Source organism: Brevibacillus sp. (assembly GCF_003521185.1).
GTDB classification, from domain to species: domain Bacteria; phylum Bacillota; class Bacilli; order Brevibacillales; family Brevibacillaceae; genus Brevibacillus; species Brevibacillus parabrevis.
Genome location: NZ_DOTK01000007.1, coordinates 74,237 through 91,125, shown reverse-complemented (window position 1 = coordinate 91,125; position 16,889 = coordinate 74,237). Strand labels below are relative to the sequence as shown.

General features: G+C 52.2%; 14 protein-coding genes. 12 read left to right on the top strand and 2 right to left on the bottom strand.

The genetic code is table 11. The annotated features are described in order from the left end of the window. The first annotated feature begins 43 nt into the window (after window positions 1–43). The 6 genes from DEP07_RS02015 to DEP07_RS01990 all read left to right on the top strand — a co-directional run bounded on the left by DEP07_RS02015 (window position 44) and on the right by DEP07_RS01990 (window position 8,787). The gene (locus DEP07_RS02015; RefSeq protein WP_242774276.1) at window positions 44–1,450 is read left to right on the top strand and encodes an MBOAT family O-acyltransferase; all 1,407 of its coding nucleotides are present in this window, start codon (window positions 44–46) and stop codon (window positions 1,448–1,450) included. Window positions 1,451–1,464: 14 nt separating this feature from the next. Then, window positions 1,465–2,613, top strand: a complete 1,149-nt coding sequence (locus DEP07_RS02010; protein WP_242774279.1) for a DHHW family protein — start codon at window positions 1,465–1,467, stop codon at window positions 2,611–2,613. Window positions 2,614–2,629: 16 nt separating this feature from the next. Further along, window positions 2,630–3,136, top strand: coding sequence for a DUF4358 domain-containing protein (locus DEP07_RS02005; RefSeq protein ID WP_122966782.1), 507 nt, complete (start codon window positions 2,630–2,632; stop codon window positions 3,134–3,136). Between the two features lie 210 nt (window positions 3,137–3,346). Then, window positions 3,347–4,717, top strand: coding sequence for an alkaline phosphatase (locus DEP07_RS02000; protein ID WP_122966783.1), 1,371 nt, complete (start codon window positions 3,347–3,349; stop codon window positions 4,715–4,717). A 178-nt stretch (window positions 4,718–4,895) separates the two neighbouring features. Then, entirely contained in the window at window positions 4,896–7,178 is a 2,283-nt protein-coding gene (locus DEP07_RS01995; RefSeq protein WP_287102031.1) for a DEAD/DEAH box helicase, read from the top strand. Next, window positions 7,168–8,787, top strand: a complete 1,620-nt coding sequence (locus tag DEP07_RS01990) for a ribonuclease H-like domain-containing protein (protein WP_429827489.1) — start codon at window positions 7,168–7,170, stop codon at window positions 8,785–8,787. Before DEP07_RS01995 ends, DEP07_RS01990 begins: the two co-directional genes overlap by 11 nt. A gap of 198 nt (window positions 8,788–8,985) precedes the next feature. Here DEP07_RS01990 and DEP07_RS01985 read toward each other — a convergent pair whose 3' ends face one another. Both DEP07_RS01985 and DEP07_RS01980 read right to left on the bottom strand, forming a co-directional pair. After that, the gene (locus DEP07_RS01985; protein ID WP_274874389.1) at window positions 8,986–9,870 is read right to left on the bottom strand and encodes a hypothetical protein; all 885 of its coding nucleotides are present in this window, start codon (window positions 9,868–9,870) and stop codon (window positions 8,986–8,988) included. Continuing rightward, window positions 9,860–10,432: a GNAT family N-acetyltransferase gene (locus tag DEP07_RS01980; protein WP_287102029.1), complete on the bottom strand. Its 573-nt coding sequence runs from the start codon at window positions 10,430–10,432 to the stop codon at window positions 9,860–9,862. Before DEP07_RS01980 ends, DEP07_RS01985 begins: the two co-directional genes overlap by 11 nt. A gap of 114 nt (window positions 10,433–10,546) precedes the next feature. Here DEP07_RS01980 and pdxR point away from each other — a divergent pair, with 114 nt between their 5' ends. The 6 genes from pdxR to DEP07_RS01950 all read left to right on the top strand — a co-directional run bounded on the left by pdxR (window position 10,547) and on the right by DEP07_RS01950 (window position 16,878). Continuing rightward, entirely contained in the window at window positions 10,547–11,974 is a 1,428-nt protein-coding gene (pdxR, locus tag DEP07_RS01975; protein WP_063231729.1) for a MocR-like pyridoxine biosynthesis transcription factor PdxR, read from the top strand. A 1,135-nt stretch (window positions 11,975–13,109) separates the two neighbouring features. Next, window positions 13,110–13,631 (top strand): hypothetical protein, encoded by a 522-nt coding sequence (locus tag DEP07_RS01970; RefSeq protein WP_063231731.1) that lies wholly within the window; start codon window positions 13,110–13,112, stop codon window positions 13,629–13,631. A 719-nt stretch (window positions 13,632–14,350) separates the two neighbouring features. After that, a complete protein-coding gene (locus DEP07_RS01965; RefSeq protein ID WP_173596639.1) occupies window positions 14,351–14,932 on the top strand; it encodes a TetR/AcrR family transcriptional regulator in 582 nt (193 codons plus the stop codon). After that, window positions 14,929–15,300 carry a DMT family transporter gene (locus DEP07_RS01960; RefSeq protein ID WP_287102028.1) on the top strand — a complete coding sequence of 124 codons (372 nt, stop codon included), beginning with the start codon at window positions 14,929–14,931 and terminating at the stop codon, window positions 15,298–15,300. The genes DEP07_RS01965 and DEP07_RS01960 overlap by 4 nt, the downstream gene beginning before the upstream one ends. Beyond that, window positions 15,297–15,743, top strand: a complete 447-nt coding sequence (locus DEP07_RS01955) for a YvaD family protein (RefSeq protein WP_287102027.1) — start codon at window positions 15,297–15,299, stop codon at window positions 15,741–15,743. The genes DEP07_RS01960 and DEP07_RS01955 overlap by 4 nt, the downstream gene beginning before the upstream one ends. Before the next feature lie 283 nt (window positions 15,744–16,026). Continuing rightward, window positions 16,027–16,878 carry an MIP/aquaporin family protein gene (locus DEP07_RS01950; RefSeq protein ID WP_122966392.1) on the top strand — a complete coding sequence of 284 codons (852 nt, stop codon included), beginning with the start codon at window positions 16,027–16,029 and terminating at the stop codon, window positions 16,876–16,878. The last annotated feature ends 11 nt before the right edge of the window (window positions 16,879–16,889 follow it).

Below are 16,889 nucleotides of genomic sequence, written 5' to 3'. Positions count from 1 at the left end.
CAGGCGCGTCTGCCGAGCGTTGCGGGCAGGGAGGGAACGAGCGTTGGTTTTTAGCAGTCTGTTGTTTTTCTTTTACTTTTTGCCGCTTACATTGCTGCTTTATTATATAGCGCCTGCGCGGCTGAAAAATGCGGTGTTGTTCGTGGCAAGCCTGGTGTTTTACGCGTGGGGCGAGCCTGTGTACGTGTTTCTCATGCTCGCTTCCACGGCGTTTGATTATGCCAATGGTTTATTGCTCGACAAGTTCAGGGAGCGAAGGGGAGTAGCCAGGGCGATTCTCTTGTTCTCGCTCGCCGGGAGCTTGGGGGTGCTCGGGTTTTTCAAGTACGCCGGGTTTGTCGCAGACAACCTCAACCAGTGGCTGGGGCTTTCGTTGTCTGTGCCAGAGCTGCCGCTGCCTGTCGGTATTTCCTTTTATACGTTTCAGACAATGTCCTACATCGTGGACGTGTACCGGGGCAAGGTAGCCGCGCAAAAAAACATGCTGTCCTTCGGGCTGTACGTGGCGATGTTTCCGCAGCTCGTGGCGGGACCGATCATTCAATACGGCGATATCGCCAGGCAGCTTGTCGCCCGCACGGTGACATTCGGGCAATTCGGCGAAGGGGCAGCGCTGTTGGTCAGAGGACTGGCGAAAAAAGTGCTGCTCGCCAATAACATCGGGCTGTTGTGGTCTGACGTGAAAGTGACGCCGCCCGACGAGCTGACGACTTTTCTCGCCTGGCTCGGCATCGTCGCCTTTGCCTTCCAGATTTACTTTGACTTCAGCGGCTACTCGGATATGGCGCGCGGACTGGGGAAAATGTTCGGCTTTGACTTTATGGAAAACTTTCGCTATCCGTACATGTCCAAAAGCATTTCGGAGTTTTGGCGAAGATGGCACATTTCGCTAGGGAGCTGGTTCCGGGAGTACGTGTACATTCCGCTTGGCGGCAACCGCGCGGGGCTGTTGCGGCAGTCTGCGAATTTGCTGGCCGTCTGGTTTTTGACCGGACTTTGGCATGGAGCAAGCTGGAACTTTGTCATCTGGGGGTTGTATTTCGGGCTGTTCATCATCCTGGAAAAATGGCTGCTCCTGCGCTTGCTGCAAAAGGCGCATGCCGCTGTCGGGCACGTCTACACGCTTGTGGTCGTGCTGATCGGCTGGGTATTTTTCGAATGCGCGAGCCTGCCTGTGGCCTGGCAGTTCCTGCGGGCGATGTTCGGCTTTGCGGGACAAGGCTTCATGGACGACCAGGCGCTCTACTACTGGTCGACGAGTTGGCTCTTGCTGCTTGTGCTGGCAATTTGCTCGACGCCGCTTCCAGAAAAGGCAGCAGCGCTGCTCAGAGACAGGCGGCACTTGCTGGGCGGGGCTGTGGCGGCGGCTGTGCATGTCGGGCTGTTGCTGCTGTCTACGGCTTTTTTGGTCGATGAGACGTACAATCCTTTCTTATATTTTCGTTTTTGAAGGATGTGGTGATTGTGAACAAAGCCAATCCGTGGGAAGGGCCTCTGGTCGCCCTGCTATTGGTCGTTTTTACCGGCGGGATTCTCGGCTGGAACTTGCTCGCGCCCGACCAGTCGTTTTCCGAAGCGGAAAATCGCAGCTTGAAGCAGCTCCCGGCGTTTTCCGTGCACAGTCTGGTCACAGGAAAGCTCGCGACCGAGGTGGAGAAGTACGTCGCCGACCAGTTTGCGGCCCGTGAGTTTTGGGTCGGGCTGCGCTCGGAAGTGGAGAGCGCGCTGGGCAAAGTGGAGCGGCATGGCGTTTACCTGGGGCGGGACGGATTTTTGCTGCAAAAATTCACGCCGCCCGCGCCCGGCGACGCAGAGGCGAAAGCCGCGGCGATCCAGGCGTTTGCTGATGCAGTGCCCAGCCTGCGCACATACGTGATGCTCGTCCCGACAGCGCAAAGCGTGCTGACCGACAAGCTGCCGCCTTACGTCTCTGGCAGCGGAGAGCTTGCCTATCGGGACGAGATCAGGCAGCTTCTGGACGAAAGAATTGCGTTTGTAGATGTGTATCCGGCGCTGACTGCGCAGCGAAAACAGGCGATTTTTTACAAGACAGACCATCACTGGACGACGAAGGGCGCTTTTTATGCCTACCAGACGTTGGCAAGGCAAATGGGCCTGGAACCGCAGGACGAGGAAGACTTTCGGATAGAGACAGGGTCGGACGCGTTTTACGGCTCGCTCTATTCCAAAAGCGGCTACAGACATGTGCAGCCGGACAGCATCGAACTGTATGTTCCGCGCGCGGCGCAAACGTACAGCGTCGAGTTCGTGGACGAACAGCGGCAGTCCCATTCGTTGTACGAGCTGGATCAGCTCAAGCGCAAAGACAAGTACGCCGTCTTTCTCGGCGGCAACCACGGCCTGCTCCACATTCGCTCGGACAATCAGGCGAAAAGGAAGCTGCTCGTCGTCAAAGACTCGTATGCCAACAGCCTGCTGCCGTTTCTCGTGCCGCACTTTGCGGAAATCGCCGTCGTCGACCTGCGCTATTACGAGGGAGATGTTTCCCGGCTCGCCCGCGAGCAGCAGTACAGCGACATGCTGCTGCTCTACAATGTGCAGACGTTTGCGGAAGATCCGTCCATCCTCGCTTTGGCAGGACAAGGGCAATAAACGGGAGGGAAAAGCAATGACAAGTTTGATCTGGGGCAAAGGCGCCCGGAAGTGGCTGGCGGCACTGTTTGCCTGCGCCGCGCTGGTGATGGCAACTGCCGGATGCTCCGATGCGGAGCGCGAGGAAGCTGCCCCGACGATAGAGGAAATCGCCGAACATATCAGCCAAGCCGTGAACGTATCCGAGTTGAAGCAAGGCGATGCGGCCAAGCTGCAAAAGCTTTACCACATCGCGCCAGAGGAGGTCGAGGGCTTTATGCTGCTAACGTCACAGTCGAATGTGCGGGCAGACGAAATTCTCGTCTTGCAGGTGAAGGACGCGGCTGATCTCGGGGCGATCAAGGAAAACGTGCAAAAACGCATCGAGGCGCAACTGGTCAAATTCAGCGACTATCGTCCGGACGAGGCGACTCTCGTGGAAGAGCATGTGTGGAAAACAAAAGACAGATTCGCGCTGTTCGCCGTCTCGCGGGAGGCCGGGCAGGTCGAGCGGGCATTCGAGGAGGCTTTTTCGCTGCCGTAGACCACGCATAAAAAGGGGCGCGGGAAGCCGTGGGTCTGCCGACAGCCGGGACAACAGCGGCGTTTTCGCCAAGACCAGGCACTACCCATTTGTTAACGCAGCCTTTACCAATCCCTTACATTTCTTTACACAAAGCCCGTCCTATCTCAACAGAAGAAGACTATGATTGGTGACATGCTTATGAACATTCCTATTTGCAGGAGGTACAAAATGTTTCGTACATTCCCGAAAAAGCTTGTCCCAGTAGCTGTCATCTCTTCTCTGGCCCTGACGACGGCGCTGTTTGGCGGCACTCCCGGTCTGGTCAAGGCGGCAGAAAATAAAGCGGGCAACGCCCAAGTTAAAAACATTATCTTCCTGATCGGTGACGGCATGGGTACGTCCTATACAACTGCTTACCGCTACATGAAAGACGACCCGAAGACTACTGTGATGGAGCCGACCGAGTTTGACAAATATTTGGTCGGGGCGCAAATGACTTATGCCGAGGACGAAAAGCAAAACATCACCGACTCGGCTTCTGCGGCGACTGCCATGTCTTCCGGCGTGAAGACGTACAACAACGCGATTGCGGTCGACAACGACAAATCGGAAGTAGAGACGGTGCTGGAACGGGCCAAAAAAGTAGGGAAATCTACTGGACTGGTAGCTACCTCGGAGATTACGCATGCGACCCCTGCGGCTTTTGGTGCGCACGATGAGAGCCGCAAAAACATGGACGCGATCGCAAACGACTACTACGATCTGCGAATCAACGGCAAGCATTCCGTCGACGTGTTGCTCGGCGGCGGTCTGAACAACTTTGTACGCAAAGATCGCAACTTGACGGAAGAGTTTAAGAAAGACGGCTACAGCTACGTCACGACCAAACAAGAGCTTTTGAGCGACAAAAATGACAAAATTCTCGGCTTGTTCGCAACAGGCGGAATGGACAAAATGATCGACCGCACGGAGAAGTCTCCTTCGCTGGAGGACATGACGAAAGCGGCAATCGAGCGACTGAACAAAAACAAGGACGGCTTCTTCCTGATGGTAGAAGGAAGCCAGATTGACTGGGCTGGTCACGACAACGACATCGTTGCCGCGATGAGCGAGATGGAAGACTTTGAAAAAGCGTTCAAAGCAGCGATCGATTTCGCGAAAAAAGACGGCAACACACTGGTTGTCGCAACGGCAGACCACTCCACAGGCGGCTTGTCTGTAGGGGCGAAAGAGGAGTACAACTTCCTGGTAGGGCCGATCAAAGCGGCGAAGCGCACCCCTGATTTCATTTCTGCCGAAATCGCCAAAGGCGCAAACGTAGAAGAAACGCTGAAAAAGTACATTGATTTGCAACTGACTCCGGAAGAAATTGCTTCCGTGAACAAAGCGGCTGCCACCAAAAAGCAGGTGGATATCGACAACGCTATCGAAGCGATTTTTGACAAGCGCACCTTCACTGGCTGGACAACAGGCGGACATACGGGAGAAGATGTCAACGTATACGCTTACGGCCCAGGCAAAGAGCAATTTGCCGGACTGATCGACAATACGCACAACGCCGAAGTCATTTTCGAGATTCTCGGCAAGGCGAAGAAATAAGGATGCAAGAACAGAAGCTGCCAGGCTTATCTGGCAGCTTTTTCTTTTGCGCGGGCCAAGGGGGAGAGTCTCCCGTCCTGCCTGCATGTTTCTCGCGAAAGTCGCTTCGGCCAAAACAGCTATAGGGGTTTACATCCCGAACGTCCATTCGTAGAATAAGGGCAAGAAGGTGAGCCTGGTGAAGATGAAAAAAGATATGGCAAGTATTTTGGAGCAGTTGAAAACAGACGAGCGTTTTCGGGACAATATCGCCCACTGGCGGGTGATTCCGGCACGCGAGGCCAAAGCGGTTCCGTTTCCGCAGGAGATGGATGCGCGTATTCAGGATGCGCTGACGCGAAGAGGGATCACTTCTTTGTACACGCACCAGGAGACGTCGTTTCGCCATGTGCGCGGAGGCAAGCATATCGTGGCTGTCACGCCGACCGCATCGGGGAAAAGCATGTGCTACCATCTGCCGATTTTGCAGACGCTGGCCGAAGACACACAAGCCCGCGCGCTTTACCTGTTTCCGACCAAAGCGCTCGCCCAGGACCAGAAAGCGGAGCTGCACGAGCTGATTGGCGAAATGGGGCTGGCCATCAAGTCGGAGACGTACGATGGCGACACTCCTGCCAACATCCGGCAAATGGTGCGCAAAGCGGGCAACATCGTCATCACCAACCCGGACATGCTGCATTCAGCCATTTTGCCCCATCACACCAAATGGGTTTCTTTTTTCGAGCATTTGAAATACATCGTCATCGACGAACTGCATACATACCGCGGCGTCTTTGGAAGCCACGTCGCCAACGTGATTCGCCGCCTGAAACGGATTTGCGCCTTTTACGGCAGCACGCCGCAATTCATCTGCACGTCGGCTACGATCGCCAATCCGCGAGAGCTGGCGGAAGCGTTGACAGAGGAGCAGGTAGAGCTGGTCGATAACAACGGCGCGCCGTCGGGAATCAAGCATTTTGTGTTCTACAATCCGCCAGTGGTCAACCGTCAGCTGAACATCCGGCGAAGCGCCACATTGGAGGCGCGGGACATTACCGAGCAGTTTTTGACCAATGGCATCCAGACGATTTTGTTTGCGCGCAGCCGCGTCCGCGTGGAAATTTTGCTGACGTATTTGCAGGAGCTGATCAAGCGCAAGCTCGGCCCGAAAACGATTCAAGGATATCGCGGCGGCTATTTGCCGAGTCAGCGCAGGGAGATTGAGCGCGGCCTGCGCAATGGCGACATCATGGGGGTCGTCAGCACGAATGCGCTGGAGCTTGGGGTGGACATCGGACAGCTCCAGGCGTGCGTCATTACCGGGTATCCAGGCTCGGTGGCGAGCACGTGGCAGCAGGCGGGACGGGCAGGCAGGCGGCAAGGCGAGTCGGCGGTCATTATGGTCGGCAGCTCGACTCCGCTGGATCAATACGTGATCGCCCACCCCGAGTATTTTTTCGATCGGAGTCCGGAGACGGCACGGATCAACCCTGACAACCTGATTATTTTGGTCGATCATCTGAAATGCGCGGCGTACGAGCTGCCTTTTAGCAAAGGGGATACGTTCGGCCGCGCGGAAATCACGGAAGTGCTGGAATTTTTGACCGAGGAGCAAGTGCTGCACTACTCCCGCGGCAAATGGTTCTGGATGAACGATTCATTCCCGGCACACAACATCAGCCTGCGCTCGGCATCGCAGGAAAACGTGGTCATCATCGATATTAGCGAGCGCGGCAACGAGCGGGTCATCGGGGAAATGGACCGGTTCAGCTCGATGACGCTTTTGCATGACGAAGCGATTTACTTGCACCAGGGAACGCAGTACCAGGTGGAGAAGCTGGACTACGAGGAAAAGAAAGCGTACGTTCGGGAAGTGCAGGTCGACTATTATACAGACGCCAATCTGGCCGTGCAGCTGAAAGTGCTGGAGCAGGACCAGACGCGCCACCACGGGCAGAGTGTCGTTGCCTACGGCGAAGTCTCGGTGCACGCCATGGCGACGATTTTCAAGAAAATCAAGTTTGAGACGCATGAAAATATCGGTTCGGGGCCGATTCATTTGCCTGAGGAGGAGCTGCACACGAACGCGGCGTGGATCGGTTTTTCCGACTCGCTGCTTGCGGAGATCGGGACGGAGGACGTGGAGCGGGGGCTGGTTGGACTGGCCCACGTATTGCAGCACGTGGCGCCACTGTTTGTCATGTGCGACCCGATGGACTTGCACGTGATTCCCCAGCGCAAGGCGGTGCATTCCCAGGAACCGACGATTTTCCTGTACGACCGCTATCCGGGCGGCATCGGGCTATCCGAGCAAGTGTACAAGGAAATGGAGACGATTCTCACGCAGGCGCAGCGGCTGATCAGCTTTTGTGCGTGTACCTCGGGCTGTCCTTCCTGCGTCGGGGCGACTGATGACGGCAGCAAGGAGCTGGCGATGACCTTGCTGCGCATCGCTCAGGGGGGAAGCACATATGTCTCTTAAATCCAAGCTGCAACGGATGAAGGGACATATGGCGCTGGATTCGGAAAAAAGGGCGTCGTCCGCCGCAGCGAGGGCAGCTGAGGAAGCGCAGGGGCAGTCGGCTGCGGGATTGGCGGCCAAAGCAGACGGAGTGCTCGAAACAGCCGAGGTGTCGGCCAAAGCAGACGGAGTGCTCGAAACAGCCGAGGTGTCAGCAGAGGCAACCAGAGTGTCCGTTGCGGCTAAGGCATCGGCTGAAGTAGCTGGAGCGTTCGAAACGACCGAAGAATCAGCCAGAGCACCAAAAACGACTAAGATGTCCGCAGAGGAAGAAGTTACCGCATCAAGTCCCGCTGACTCAGAATCACTTTCTGCCATTCCCGCACAAGCAGGGAAACTGCCGATTCCTTTTGCAGACAAATGGAGCAGAATGCAGGCGTTCCCCTACTTTTGGGAAGACGAGCATGTCATGATTCGCGAGGTTCGCTATCCGATCGGGCAGCGCCACGGGGCGTACACGTTTGCCCAGTTGAACGAGGCAATCGCTATCTGGGAAGCTTCCGGCCGACAGCATCCGTTGTCGGCAGCGGGCAAAAAAGCGGACGAGCTGCTGTTTTTTGATACGGAGACAACCGGGCTGTCCGGCGGCGTCGGGAATGCCGTCTTTTTGCTTGGCTACAGTCGTCTGGAAGGGGAAGAAGTGATCGTCCGCCAGCATTTCCTTCCGGCTCCGTATGCGGAAGCGACTTTGTACCAGTCGTTTCTCGAACAGGCGCAAAAGTCTTCGCATCTGGTGACGTTCAACGGGAAATCGTTCGACTGGCCGCAGGTGCGGACGAGGCATACGCTGGTGCGCGATCAAGTTCCTGCCCTGCCGACGTTCGGTCATCTCGACTTGCTGCACGGAGCCAGAAGGCTGTGGAAGGCTGAGCTGGAATCGTGTCGCCTGGGAATCATCGAGCAGGAAAAGCTGGACGTGTTTCGCGAGGATGATTTGCCGGGCTTTTTGGCTCCTGTGCGGTACTTTGACTTTTTGCATTCGCAGGACCCTGACGTGATCGAAGGGGTGCTGCGGCACAACGAGACAGACGTTCTCTCGCTGATCACGCTTTACATTCACATGACCCGGCTGTTGGCGGATCAGCCGAGCAGCGACGTTTCTGTTGCGGAACGATTTGAAATTGCCAGATGGTACGATGCACTGGGTGACCAGGAAGCGGCCATGGCGGGATACCGCCTGGTTGCGGATAGCGACCATGTTTGGAGCAACCGGGCCAAGCTCGCCATCGGCCATCTGTACAAAAAGCAAAAGAACTGGCAGCAAGCATTGACGGTCTGGGAAGCGTGCATAGCGTCGTCCGGCTATGTCCCGGAAGAGGTGTACATCGAGGCGGCGAAGCTGTGCGAGCATCAGCTGGGCGATGCGGAAAAAGCATTGCGCTATACGCGGCAAGCTTACGAGCAGTGGAAAAAGCGGGGCACCTTGCTGCGAAACCGTACCCAGTCCGAAGCAGCTGCGTACCAAAAACGGATCGACCGCCTGCAAGCGAAGGTACAGGGAAGCGCAGCGGAGCAGGAGAGCCTTTTGTCCGGGTTTTTGGATTGGTCGGATGAGCGGGAAGAAATGTAAATAGCGCAATAATGGTAGGCTCTGTCGGGGAAGCAGTAGCTGTCGGGAAAGCAGCAGCTATCGGTAAGCAGTAGCTACTGGGTAAAACAGCAGCTATCAGGTAAACAGCGACTACGGGATCAGCAGAAGCATTAGCTAAAAAGTGTAGCTTTCCGATAAAAAAACCAGCCTCCTTCCCAAACCGGGGGAGGCCTTTTCTCAGTTTTCTATGTCAAAACGAAGCTTCGTTACTGGCCCGTCTTCCTTGAACCATTTGGCGACCGCTTCGTACGAAAAATCAGTCAGCATCGGTACCGATATTTCCAGCGTGTGCCCGTCGACCCATGCCAAATCCGTGATGGGCAGCTCAAAAGACTCCGGTGATAGCAGCGGTTGCAGTTTTTCCTCGGCTTTGTGGATCGGAAGCAGCTCCAGCTTCCTCAAATCGATGATCGACAGATGATGCCGAATCACTTCATTCCCCTCGTTTCTGCCAAGGAGGATCGCTGCGTACTTTTCGTCAGGCGATAAAATCGCTTGCTGAAAGATGCTGGAAGGTTCTAACGGAAGACTTTTGACATTGTCGCCTTGTAGGTGGACCAGAATATGACTGCATAATTTAGTGCCGCAGGCGTAGGCCACATCGGCAAACAACCCGTTTGTTCCCGACCAGAGTGGCTTGACGACAATCCGATCAATTTCAATCCGTTGCTCTTCGGGGGTGTACTCGTTCAAATAATCTTGCAGGACTTGAATTTGATTGATGGGTAAATCATATTCTTTTGAGTCAAAGACAAAGGTTAGTGCTTCCCCCACTTCCGTCACAGCACTGTCGGTTTGTTGAAAAGAGGCTGCTTCGTTACTGCATCCGCTCAGTTGAGTCAGAAGAAGCAGCGTCAAAAAGATAGAGACAAGGAAGTTCCTTTTCATAAAAGCTCCTTTTCTGCCAGATACGCTTGATTTTATAATATTTACGATCTTTTCACGTTTCAACAGCAAGTAGATGAATCCTGCACAAAACAAAACAGCCGCTAAAAAACGCTCATGACCGTTTAATGAAAAACAGACCCTCTGATTGGAGGGTCTTGCCGTTTTATTTAACATATCTCCCCCGATACTCCTCAGCCAGCATGGACATCAGGATCGAATCGTGATAAGCATGGTTGTAAAAGAGCGCTTGACGCTGCACGCCTTCGCGCTGGAAGCCGAGCTTTTCATAAGTGTGGATCGCCCGGTCATTGTAGGCGAATACGTTCAGCTCGATCCGGTGCAGGTTGAGAATGCCAAACCCGTAGTCGAGCATCAACAGCAGCGCCTCACTGCCGTAGCCTTTGCTCTGGTAGGCGGGTTGATGGATGGCAATGCGAATGTAGGCGTTGCGGTTGAAAGTGTCGATATCGCCTAGCTGAACGTCACCAATCACCTCATCGTTTTCGCACAAGGCGATCGCAAGCAGCACGCTGGCAGAATCTTGCCTTTTGCTCTCAAAATATTGCTCGATCTGCTCGCGGGTAAAGTGCTTTTGCGTGCCTGTCAGTTTTCGTGTATCGCTGCTGTAGAGCGAATGATAGTAAAAGTCCACATCGTCCTGTCCAAAAGGGCGGAGATAGACGCGCTGTCCCTCCAGAAAACGGACGGGGGCGCTGTATTCGTTATGAGTAGACATGTTTGCTGTCCTCCTTGCCAGATTCGCTTTTTAACAGCATAGTGGACAAGTGTATACTTGAAAATGCGCAGTTTGCTAAAAAACAAAAGGACAGATGAGGGAGCATACACGATGCTGCTGTTGACACCCAAATGGAATGAAGCGACAAACGAGCCGCAATATGTGCAGCTGTATACGTATATCAAAAACGAAATCATTGCGGGCAGGCTGGCGGAGAAAGTTCGCCTTCCTTCCGTCCGCAAGCTGGCAGATTCGCTTGGCCTGAGCACGACACCTGTAGAAATGGCCTACCAGCAGTTGCTCGCCGAAGGATTCATTCAGAGCAGACCGCGCAGCGGCTACTTCGTGGAAAAGCTGCCCGATCCCGAATTTTCGCCAAAAGAAAAAAGGCAGCATGAACACTTAGGATGGAACCGACCGACTGTGCGTGATGCACGAAACTACCAATACGATTTTCATATGTCGCAAAACGATTTTTCTCTTTTTCCGTACACGCTCTGGCGCCGATTGTACAATCAACTACTGTGCCCGGCGCGGGAAGAAGATTTGTTCTATGGAGATCCGCAGGGCGAGCCGGGGCTGCGTCGGCAAATCGCCGATTATTTGCACAGGTATCGCGGAGTAACCTGTTCGCCGGATCAAATCGTCGTTGGAGCCGATCAGTTCGGGCTGCTTTCGCTCATCTGTCTGATGCTCAAGCCGCAGTTGGAGCGCATCGGCGTGGAAAATCCGGGCTACCTGCTCTATGCCAATACATTCCGCCAGCATGGATATGAGACGGTGCCGATTTCACTCACGGAGGACGGGATCGATGTTTCCGAGCTGTACGAGTCGCAGGTGCGGCTCGCCGTCGTTTCTCCCTCGCACCAATATCCGCGCGGGATGATCATGCCTGTCTCCAAGCGGTTGCAGCTGTTGGAGTGGGCGCAAAACGTCAACGGGTACATCATCGAAGACGACTACGACGGCGAGTTTCGCTACCACGGCAGGCCGATTCCTGCGCTGCAAGGGCTGTTGCCGCAAAATAATGTCATCTACATGGGCGGCTTCGCGCAAGTCATGGCGCCTGCGCTCGGCATCTGGTACATCGTTTTGCCAAGCTCCTTGCTGGATGTCTACTACACCTTGCTGCGCGACACTTTGCTGGAGCAGTCAGCGTCGCGGCTGCATCAACGCGCGATGGAAGCATTCATGCAAAACGGCCATCTGGAAAAGCACGTCCGCAAAATGCGCAGCCTGTACCGGAAAAAGCACGATGCCCTGCTCGCCGCCGTTCAAAAGCATTTTGGCGAGCGGGCCGCAGTGATCGGAGCAGATGCCGGATTCCACGTATTGCTGCGCGTCTACAGCGAGCGGTCGGAAGAAGAGCTGAAACGGCTGGCGATTCAGGCGGGAGTGCGGGCGTCTTCTGCGGCTTTTACATGGCTCAAGCCGCCTGCGGACATGCCCAAAGAATTTTTCCTCGGCTTCTCAGGCATTGCCCTCGACCAGATCGAACCGGGAATTGCAGCTTTGTGCCAGGCGTGGTTTGGCGACAGTTGACAACAAGCAAGCGGGATACGATGGTCGATTTGGCCAGCCGGGCAGATTTTCCAGGACGGATTTGCGCGTCAGGTACGAGTTGAGTGAAAATGAGGTAATGATTGATTGTTTATGATCTTTGTTGATTTTTACTGAGCCTTCACATAAAATTAAATCAATACCAATTTAATCCTTTTGTGTATGTAAAACCCTTTGGCGTGGAGGGGGAAATGAAATAGCAAATGATTGAAAAAAAGTATCTCAAATCAAATGAGGTCATGGACTATTTGGGAATTTCTAAAGCAACACTGACGAGGTACATTTAACAAGGTATGCCAGTTTATAGACTGTCGGCACGTAAAACTTGTTTGGCCCTCAATTAGTAAATGAATGGCTTAAAAAACGTTCTGAAGGCTAATTAAAAGAGAAGCCTCTCACTAATGTAGAACGCGCTTATCAACGCCATCGAAATAGCACTTTTTTGGAGATATAAATTAAGTGATAGGGTAAAGTCGGGAATTGTAATTTTTAATGAATTTACAAAAGCTTAAAAGTAATTTTATGGGGGTATGCTTTAATGTCTAACCATATGAAAAGAAGATATCTAATTAGTTTGTGCGCTTCAATATTATGTCTGATAATTCTTTTTATTCTTGCGTATAGTCAAAATATTGAATGGTTAAAAGAGTATAGTTTTCTTAAGATATATTTAATCTCCATAATAGTTCACATAGTAACTCATTGGGTAACTGGATTTTTCAGGATAAAAAAAGTTTAAAAGAATAACGGAGACAAAAAATGTAAGAGTATTTTAATTTGCTCTTACATTTTTTTATTTATATGGAAAATTATATGTGTATTGTTAAAAATATAAAAATAATACAAAAAATTAACTAAAAAGGATAAAATTAGAAGAAATTACAATTATTTCTGTAGAAATGTAGAAAAAAGCCGTACCAAGTAGAACTTTGGCGAGTCACCCTTGGTAGCGGCTTAGCGTGAACCCCTTTCTTGTTGTGAAAAAGGGCTACATCCTTTTAATTAAACAACAAAAGTCCCTTTTACTGCAACAAAAAAGAGGTTAATTTCTGCCGGGAAAGGGGAGGAATGACAACTTTTTTGTTTCGAAACTAAATTAATTGAAGGGACTGTAAAAATGTTGAAAATGAAAAGACTTTTAGCGATGGTAATGACTTTTGCTCTAATGTTAGTGGGGGTTGCAGGATTCGGCGCTTCTTCAAATGTTGCTCAAGCAGCAAAAGGAGATGTTGTTGGTGTAGTAGTAAAAAGGCAAATATATCATAAATCTCAATGGAGTCAGGCTAACTGGTCGCAAACAGATTATGAGTTTTATTTGATGGCCCCACAAGCGCGTAAATTTGCAAAAAATTACGATACAGGCTATGCAGAGGCAGCTGCTGAATATCTCATGGGCTTAATTCCAACTGTGGGGCCGTACATGGCTGGTATTGCAGTACTCACTTCGATTTACGATAGTGATTTTGGTACTGAAATTCGGGATCGATCTGAGCGTGGTCCTGTAAAGTTTACTGTAACGCAGAATAAATACGGAAAATTTTATGGGCCGGTGACTACTTGGAGTGGTGATGTTGATAGAGTCAAATTAGGTGACACTACTTATAGTACTGTAGTCGACTATGATTACCTATATAAGTAATGAATCGTTAATAACTTTTTTTTCTAGTTGACTCTAGTGTTAAGCTTGGAAGTTTTACGGTGGTATGCAAGCCTGGCTCGATCAAAATGTAGCAAATTTCCGGTTTAATCGATGAAGTTGAGGGTGGTGTCAGCGACGCTGGTACTACCCCAACTAATAAAACAGCGAAATATGCGCATTGTAATGAGCTGTTTAGATCCATCTTTAAGTGGAAATTCAATAGTGCAGTTATGGCGTACAGTTCTAGGGGCGAAAACCTCTTTAGGTACCTGTGCGTTTTTTGTTTTTCCAGTCTTCTAGCGCATGAGGGAGCTGCAAAATACGAATGTTCAATGGTCTCAATGTTTCTAAGGTAGTAACTTCTTTCGGATCAAAACCATACTCTCTAAGGAAGTTGATATGTTCCTAGGCTAATGGAGACATGTGTTTTAGTAAGCCTTCTCGTAAGACTCTTTACACTTAGCGGATCAGTTCAGACTTCTCTCGATCATTTGCTTAGTGTTCAAGCAATAGCTAGAGCGCATTTTCGTAGGAAATTTGGAATGTTTTTCTGTGACAGTTCATTTCGATCGGGAATTGCCGCTTTGTGCCAGGCGTGGTTTGGCGACAGCTGACAAGTTGACAACAAGGAAGCAGGCAAGTATGCTACTTGTTGTAGTCACAGGAAAATATAGAAAACAAAATATTTTCCTGAGTTTTCGAGAGGAGCTTTCCTGAACATGCAAGAGCGAATTTTACAATGCGCCCAGCAGGAAATCGAAACGAGAGGCATCCGTTTTACGATGGCCGATTTGGCTCGCCGGGCGGGAATCAGCACAAAGACGCTGTACGCAAGTTTTCCCTCCAAGGAAGCGCTCATCGAGAGGATCATTGCGGATAGCATCGAGGAATTGAAGGCCGAAGAAGACCGGATTTTGTACGATCCAAACCTCGGTTTGCAGGAAAAAATGCGCGAGCTGCTGGCTTTGGTGCCGGGCGGATTTTCCAGGACGGACTTGCGCGTCTGGTACGAGTTGAAGCGCTATTATCCTGCGCAGTGGCAAATGATTGAAGAGGTTTACCAAGAAGAGTGGGAGCATGTCCGCGTGCTTTTGGAGCAAGGCATCGAGGCAGGCGTGTTCCGCCGCGTGCAGCTGCCCATCCTGATTTTGATGTACACAGGTGCGCTCGAACAGTTGATTGACCAACAATTGTCAGCCAGCTACCAGATGACAATCGCGGAAGCGTTGGACGCGATTATCGATATTTTGCTCGGCGGTGTGCTGGCTTCGTCAGCGGAGAAAGGGGATCAGGGAGAATGAGTTGGGTGTATTTGCTGCTGGCGATTTTGCTGGAGGTAGCGGGAACGACTTCCATGAAGCTGTCGGAAGGGCTGAGCAAGCCGGTTCCTACTGTGTTGATGTTTGTTTTTTACGTGCTGTGCTTTTCTTCGTTGAGCCTCGCGCTCAAAGAGATGGAGGTGGGCACTGCCTATGCGATCTGGTCCGGGCTGGGCACGGCGATTATTGCCCTGATCGGTGTCATCATCTTCAAGGATGCCTTTACCGTGAAAAAGATGGTGGCGGTCGGGCTGATTATTGCGGGCTGCGTCCTGCTGAATCTCGGTGACGGCGCACATGCCCAAGAGCCTGCAAAAGCGCAGCAGGACGGGGGATTGACGGTCAAATGAGCAGAGCGAAGCCCAAGCTGTTCTGGTTTTTCTGGCTGACGGATGTGGCTTTCATCGTCTACTGGGCGATTGTGTTTTTCGGGCTGTTGCCTGCGGAGTACATGTACCAGGATTATCGCGATCCGAACCTGGTAGCGTGGAACTTGTCCTTTTTTCCTCTGGATATGCTGGTTTCGCTCACGGGGTTCGCAAGCCTCTACAGCTACCGGAGGGGGAGCGACAACTGGAAGCCGCTCGCCATCGTTTCGCTCGTGCTCACATCGTGCTCCGGCTTGCAGGCGATCGCCTTTTGGGCGTTCAAGGCTGACTTCGACTGGTCGTGGTGGTTGCCGAACTTGTTTTTGCTGATCTATCCCCTGTTTTTTCTGCCGGGCTTTCTAAGGGCGGGGAGCGTGGGGCGAAAAGGCTGCAAGCCGCAGTGCGAAGCGCAAAGCCAGCCATGAACCAAAAAAGCTGCGATTGAAAAGAAAACGGATTCTTGACAGATTTTATATGTCCACTATATAGTAGGACATAAGTTAATAGTGCTGTGGAGATTGGGAGATCAGCTAATATTTGCAAAAAGAGGGCAGCGCCCTGCATTTTTGCGAGTATTGGCTTTTTTGTTTTCTCCATAAACGACGCAAAGGAGTTGGGCGAAATGTAAGCGCTTCGAAATTGGGTTGCCCGCGACGCGATGTGCAGTCTCTTGGAACAAGGTGTTTTCCAAATAAGGGGGTAAGGGACATGTCTGTTTACGTAGGAGAGTTGATCGGGACGATGATCCTGATCATTTTGGGGGCAGGTGTATGCGCCGGCCAAAGCTTGAAAAAGGCATACTCGCAAAATGGAGGCTGGATTGTCATCACGCTCGGCTGGGGTCTTGCAGTCGCATGCGGTGCTTACGCCGTAGGCAGCATTAGCGGCGCGCATCTCAATCCGGCGCTTACGATCGCACTGGCCAGCATCGGTCAATTTCCGTGGGAGCAGGTGCCGGGCTACGTCATCGCGCAACTGATCGGGGCATTTATGGGAGCGACTTTCGTCTGGATTTTTTACTACCCGCATTGGCGCGAAACAGATGACGCAGCAGCCAAATTGGGGATTTTTGCCACAGGTCCAGCGATTCCAAACACAGTAGCCAACTTGTTTAGCGAAATTTTAGGTACTTTCTTCCTCGTGCTTGGTCTTCTGGCGATTGGAGCGAATAAATTTGCAGAAGGATTGAATCCGTTTGTCGTCGGTTTCCTCATCGTGGCAATCGGCTTGTCTCTCGGCGGAACGACTGGTTACGCGATCAACCCTGCCCGCGACCTGGGGCCGCGCATCGCGCACGCCCTGCTGCCGATTCATGGCAAAGGTCATTCCAACTGGGGATATGCGTGGATTCCGGTTGTCGGTCCGATCATCGGAGCAGTGGGCGGCGCGTTCTTTTACAAATGGACGTTCACTGATCACAGCTTGACAGGGGTTGTAGGCTTGGCTGTATTTATGGTCATCGCCATAGCCGTAGGCGCTGCCAGCAAAAAATCGAATGCAGCAAGTGCGACTGGCAAAGAACGTCTGGTGACAGACCGGGCGCGTTCCCAATCGCATTGACGATATAGAAG

Excerpts from the sequence above, each read along its gene's own strand:
- DEP07_RS01950 (WP_122966392.1), top strand. The coding sequence starts at position 16,027 with ATGTCTGTTTACGTAGGAGAGTTGATCGGGACGATGATCCTGATCATT.
- DEP07_RS02005 (WP_122966782.1), top strand. The coding sequence starts at position 2,630 with ATGACAAGTTTGATCTGGGGCAAAGGCGCCCGGAAGTGGCTGGCGGCA.
- DEP07_RS01965 (WP_173596639.1), top strand. The coding sequence starts at position 14,351 with ATGCAAGAGCGAATTTTACAATGCGCCCAGCAGGAAATCGAAACGAGA.
- DEP07_RS01960 (WP_287102028.1), top strand. The coding sequence starts at position 14,929 with ATGAGTTGGGTGTATTTGCTGCTGGCGATTTTGCTGGAGGTAGCGGGA.
- DEP07_RS01955 (WP_287102027.1), top strand. The coding sequence starts at position 15,297 with ATGAGCAGAGCGAAGCCCAAGCTGTTCTGGTTTTTCTGGCTGACGGAT.
- DEP07_RS02000 (WP_122966783.1), top strand. The coding sequence starts at position 3,347 with ATGTTTCGTACATTCCCGAAAAAGCTTGTCCCAGTAGCTGTCATCTCT.
- DEP07_RS01970 (WP_063231731.1), top strand. The coding sequence starts at position 13,110 with ATGTTGAAAATGAAAAGACTTTTAGCGATGGTAATGACTTTTGCTCTA.
- DEP07_RS01980 (WP_287102029.1), bottom strand. The coding sequence starts at position 10,432 with ATGTCTACTCATAACGAATACAGCGCCCCCGTCCGTTTTCTGGAGGGA.
- DEP07_RS01985 (WP_274874389.1), bottom strand. The coding sequence starts at position 9,870 with ATGTTAAATAAAACGGCAAGACCCTCCAATCAGAGGGTCTGTTTTTCA.
- DEP07_RS01990 (WP_429827489.1), top strand. The coding sequence starts at position 7,168 with ATGTCTCTTAAATCCAAGCTGCAACGGATGAAGGGACATATGGCGCTG.